General features: G+C 67.5%; 4 protein-coding genes. 2 read left to right on the top strand and 2 right to left on the bottom strand.

From position 1 onward, the window contains the following. Positions 1 to 431, bottom strand: a 431-nt coding sequence (ispF, locus tag AC1DYI_RS25465) for a 2-C-methyl-D-erythritol 2,4-cyclodiphosphate synthase (RefSeq protein WP_477206927.1), incomplete at its 3' end; no start/stop codon positions are given. A 2-nt stretch (positions 432 to 433) separates the two neighbouring features. Next, the gene (ispD, locus tag AC1DYI_RS25460; RefSeq protein ID WP_477206926.1) at positions 434 to 1,150 is read right to left on the bottom strand and encodes a 2-C-methyl-D-erythritol 4-phosphate cytidylyltransferase; all 717 of its coding nucleotides are present in this window, start codon (positions 1,148 to 1,150) and stop codon (positions 434 to 436) included. A 188-nt stretch (positions 1,151 to 1,338) separates the two neighbouring features. Here ispD and mfd point away from each other — a divergent pair, with 188 nt between their 5' ends. Then, positions 1,339 to 4,788, top strand: a complete 3,450-nt coding sequence (gene mfd / locus AC1DYI_RS25455; protein ID WP_477206925.1) for a transcription-repair coupling factor — start codon at positions 1,339 to 1,341, stop codon at positions 4,786 to 4,788. 112 nt (positions 4,789 to 4,900) lie between these two features. After that, the coding region (locus AC1DYI_RS25450) for a hypothetical protein (RefSeq protein WP_477206924.1) at positions 4,901 to 5,325 on the top strand (425 nt) is incomplete at its 3' end.

The following is a 5,325-nucleotide window of genomic DNA, read 5'->3' as shown; positions in this document are numbered from 1 at the left end:
GTCTTGGCCTTGACGTTGACTTGGTCAGCCGCCACGCCCAGCGCCTCGGCAATGCGCAAGCACATCGCCGGGATGTGCGGCGCCATCTTCGGCGCCTGCGCGACGATGGTGCAGTCGACGTTGACCACGGCCCAGCCCACAGCGCGCACGCGGCGCGCGGCCTCGGCCAGCAGCACAAATGAATCGGCGCCCTTGAACTCGGCCGCGGTGTCGGGGAAATGGCGACCGATGTCACCCAGTCCGGCGCCGCCCAGCACCGCGTCGGTGATCGCGTGCAGCAGTGCATCGGCATCCGAATGGCCGAGCAGGCCATGCGTGTGCGGGATCGTCACGCCGCCCAACACCAGCTGGCGCCCGACGACCAGCGCATGGGTGTCCCAGCCTTCACCGATCCGCAAGGCGGGCAACAAAGCGGCGGTGGAGTTCGTCATCGTCATGCGTCCTTGGTGGCCAGCAGTCGCTCGGCCAATTGAAAGTCACCCGGCCAGGTGAGCTTGAAGTTTTCCCACTCGCCGCGCACCAGCTTCGGCGCGTGACCCAGTGCTTCGACAGCACTGGCTTCGTCGGTCACGCCAGCGCCGGCGTGCGCCAAGGCCGGTGCCAGCAGGCCCAGGCGAAACATTTGCGGCGTCTGCGCGGCCCATTTGCCATTTCGGTCCACCGTGCCCAGCACGCGGCCCTCGCTCTCGGCCTTCAAGGTGTCGGCCACCGGCAGCGCCAGCAGGCCGCCTACCTCGTCGTCCATGCAGGCGTCGATCAGCCGGTCGACCCACTCGGGGCGGATCAGGCAGCGCGCCGCGTCGTGCACCAGCACCCAGTCTTGCGGCTGTGCGCCGCGCTCGCACAGGGCCACCAAGCCGTTGGCGACGGTCTCGGCGCGCGTGGCGCCGCCGCAGCGCTCGACCCACCCGCGCTCGCCGGCAAAGCCCGGCATCAGGCTGTCGAAACGCTCATCGTCAGGGGCCAACACGACCAAGGTCGCGGCCAGGCGCGGCACTTGGGCCAACGTGGCCAGCGTGTGGGCCACCATGGCTTGGCCGGCCACCGGCTCGTACTGTTTGGGCCCTGCGGCGCCCGAGCGGGCACCGACGCCGGCGCAAGGTACCAATGCATAACAGCGGGGCATGGTGCCGGCGGCTTCAATGATCATGGGGCGATTCTAGAATCGCCCCTCACTGCGCCGTGTGGCGCACCCCTGCCCCTCGCCGATTCAGTCGCCGCGGGGTGTATTGCTTTGAGTCACGTGCCCCCTACGCCGCTTTCGGCGTCGGTCCCCCCGAGGGGGAGCGATCGCCTTCGGGCGGCCCTGCAGCGATCCGTCGTCATAAACCAGGCCTCATGCAGCTTCCATCCATCGCCCCCGGCAAACGGTTCACCCTGCCCCGCCCCACCGGCTCGGCCGACGCGCTGCTGCTGGCGCGGCTGGCGCAAGCCCGCGTGGCCGAACAGCGCCTGCTCGCCATCGTCACCGCCGAGCCGGGCGATGCCCAGCGCCTGGCCGACGAACTGCCCTTCTTCGCGCCGGGCCTGCGGGTGGCCGTGTTCCCCGATTGGGAAACGCTGCCCTACGACACCTTCAGCCCCCACCAGGACCTGATCTCCGAGCGGCTGGCCACGCTGTGGCGCATCCACCAGCGCGAGGTCGACGTGGTGCTGCTGCCTGCCACCACCGCGCTGACACGCATCGCGCCGCCATCGTTCCTGGCCGGCACGACCTTCCAGTTCAAGCAAAAAGCCAAGCTCGACGAAGCGGCCTTCAAGAGCCAGTTGACGCTGGCCGGCTACAGCYACGTCAGCCAGGTCGTCTCACCCGGCGAATACGCGGTGCGCGGCGGCCTGATCGACCTCTTTCCGATGGGCTCACCGGTGCCCTACCGCGTCGACCTGTTCGACAACGAGATCGACTCGATCCGCACCTTCGACCCCGATTCGCAGCGCAGCCTCTATCCGGTACCCGAAGTGCGCTTGCTGCCCGGCCGCGAGTTCCCGATGGACGACGCGGCGCGCACCAAGTTTCGCCAGCGCTGGCGCGAAAAGCTCGAGGGCGACCCGACCAAGTCGCGCATCTACAAAGACATCGCGCAGGGCATTGCGACGGCGGGCATCGAGTACTACCTGCCGCTGTTCTTCGACGAGCCAGCGACGATCTTCGACTACTTCGCGGCCGACGCGATGCTCACGCTGCACGGTGAGGTGGACGACGCGCTGCAGCGCTTCTGGGCCGACACGCGCGAGCGGCATCGCTTCCTGCAGCACGACCCGGACCGGCCCATCCTGCCGCCCGAGGGCGTGTTCCTGCGCATCGAAGACTTCTTCACCCGCATCGCGAGCCACGCCACGCTCAGCCTGCGTGGCAACGAGCCGGTGGACTGGGTGCGCCCGCTGCCCGATGTGTCCACCGACCGCAGCGCCACAGAGCCGCTGTCGTCCCTGGAAAAGCACCTCGACACCACCCCACACCGCGTGCTGCTGGTCGCCGAAAGCGAAGGCCGCCGCGAAAGCCTGCTCGAGCTGCTGCGCGACCACAAGATCGACGTGCCAAGCGTCGGCACGCTCGCCGAGTTCGAAGCCGGCAGCGAGAAGGTCGCGATCACCGCCGCGCCGCTGGCCTCGGGCTTCTTCTGGCACGAGCCAGACGCGAACCGCGCGATCCAGTTCGTCACCGAAACCGAGCTCTTCGCCAGCGCCCCCAGCACGCGCCGGCGCCGCAAGCAGGAACAGACCAGCAGCGTCGACGCACTGATCAAGGACCTGTCGGAGCTGAAGATCGGCGACCCGGTGGTGCACGCCAGCCACGGCATCGGCCGCTACCAGGGGCTGATCCACATCGACCTGGGTGACGGCCCTTCCGAGTTCCTGCACCTGACCTATGCCGACAAGGCGACGCTGTACGTGCCGGTCGCGCAGTTGCACATGATCAGCCGCTACACCGGCGTCAGTGCCGAAGAAGCGCCGCTGCACAAGCTGGGCTCGAACCAGTGGGACAAGGCCCGCCGCAAGGCCGCCGAGCAGGTGCGCGACACCGCCGCCGAGTTGCTGAACCTCTACGCACTTCGCGCTGCACGCGAAGGCCTGGCCCACCGCTTCTCCCCGCACGACTACGAAGCCTTTGCCGCCAGCTTCGGCTTCGAAGAAACGCCCGACCAGCGCGCTGCGATCCACGCCGTGATCCAGGACATGATCAGCCCCAAGCCGATGGACCGCCTGGTCTGCGGCGACGTGGGTTTCGGCAAGACCGAGGTCGCGTTGCGTGCGGCCTTCGTCGCTGTGCACGGCGGCAAGCAGGTCGCCCTGCTGGCACCCACCACGCTGCTGGCCGAGCAACACTTCCAGACGCTGTCCGACCGTTTCGGCAAGTGGCCGATCAAGGTGGCTGAGTTGAGCCGCTTTCGCACCACCAAGGAAGTGCAGGCCGCACTCGACGGCATGGAAGCTGGCACGGTGGACATCGTCGTCGGCACGCACAAGCTGCTCAGCAAGGACGTCAAGTTCAAGCGCCTGGGCCTGCTGATCATCGACGAGGAACACCGCTTCGGTGTGCGCCACAAAGAGGCGATCAAGGCCATGCGCGCCGAGGTCGACGTATTGACGCTGACCGCGACACCCATCCCCCGCACCTTGGGCATGGCACTCGAAGGCCTGCGCGACCTGAGCGTGATCGCCACCGCGCCGCAGCGCCGTCTGGCGATCAAGACCTTCGTGCGCAACGAAGGCACCGGCACGATCCGCGAGGCGGTTCTGCGCGAGCTGAAGCGCGGCGGCCAGGTCTACTTCCTGCACAACGAGGTCGAGACGATCGAGAACCGGCGCCAGAAGTTGCAGGAGCTGATCCCCGAGGCGCGCATCGCTGTCGCCCACGGCCAGATGCCCGAGCGCGAGCTGGAGCGCGTGATGCGCGACTTCGTGGCCCAGCGCCACAACCTGCTGCTGTGCTCGACCATCATCGAGACCGGCATCGACGTGCCGAGCGCCAACACCATCGTCATTTCCAGAGCCGACAAGTTCGGCCTGGCGCAGCTGCACCAGCTGCGCGGCCGCGTCGGCCGCAGCCACCACCAGGCCTACGCCTACCTGCTGGTGCCCGATGTCGAGGGTCTGACCAAGCAGGCTGCCCAACGGCTCGAAGCCATCCAGGAAATGGAAGAACTCGGCTCGGGCTTCTACCTCGCGATGCACGACCTCGAGATCCGCGGCGCCGGCGAAGTGCTGGGCGACAACCAGAGCGGCAACATGATGGAAGTCGGCTTCCAGCTCTACAACGACATGCTGAGCGAAGCCGTGCGCGCACTGAAGAACGGCCAGGAACCCGACCTGCTGTCACCCACCAGCGGGGTCTTCGGCAGCGCCACCGAGATCAACCTGCACGCCCCCGCGCTGCTGCCCGACGCCTACTGCGGCGACGTGCACATGCGCCTGAGCCTGTACAAGCGCCTGGCCACCGCCGATCGCGCCGAGCACCTGGACGCATTGCTCGAAGAGGTCACCGACCGATTCGGCAAGCTGCCCACGCAAGGCCAGACGCTGTTCGACACGCACCGCCTGCGCATCCTCGCCAAGCCCTACGGCGTGCAGAAGATCGACGCCGGCCCGCGCCTGATGAACATCACCTTCCGCCCCAACCCACCGATCGACTCGATGCGCATCATCGAGCTGGTGCAGAAGAACCGCCACATCAAGCTCGCCGGCAACGACAAGCTGCGCATCGAACGCGAAATCGCCGAGCCGCGCGAGCGGGCGCAGTTTGTGCGGGACACATTGCGGGCGTTGGGACAACCGGTGGTGAACTGAAGGTCGACACATCGCCGTCTCTCCAAAGGACACCATGAGAACGTGGCCAGCCCTCGTCGCGGCAGAGGTCAGACGCGTGCGGCGCCTTTGCGCGGTCCTGTCTTTCGCATGCGTGGCCGGCCACGCAACGGCCCAAGACCTGGAGCGTGGTCAGCAGGTCTTGTTCGCTCCCTCCATTGCCTCGGTTTCCGGCGCGAACCAATGGACAGTGGTCATTCAAGGCCGCGTCTTCGAGTCAGCGGCCGGCAGTTCCCGGCGCCAGGCGGTCATCGATGCGCTGGCGCCGGTCATGGGGGCTCTTCGAACGGACCCGGTCTACCGAGAACGTGCGGGCCACTTCGTGTCCGACAGCGTCAGCGGCGTTCGCGTTTCCGTGTCGATCGGCGGACGAGTCGTCACGTTGCCACCGACCGATACCGCGGGCGGCTTCGTGCTCGACGTCCCGCTGACGAATGACGAAGCGGCGCGGCTGTCCCGTGATGGCGCCATCTCGTTCGAAACACTGCCCACCTCCGAGAACCAAGGGCGTTTCCGGGG

It is taken from the genome of Ideonella sp. P3_A4 (genome assembly GCF_056403075.1).
The sequence above is the reverse complement of the archived record's forward strand: the minus strand, read 5'-3'. Positions and strand labels throughout refer to the sequence as shown.

Excerpts from the sequence above, each read along its gene's own strand:
- ispD (WP_477206926.1), bottom strand. The coding sequence starts at position 1,150 with ATGATCATTGAAGCCGCCGGCACCATGCCCCGCTGTTATGCATTGGTA.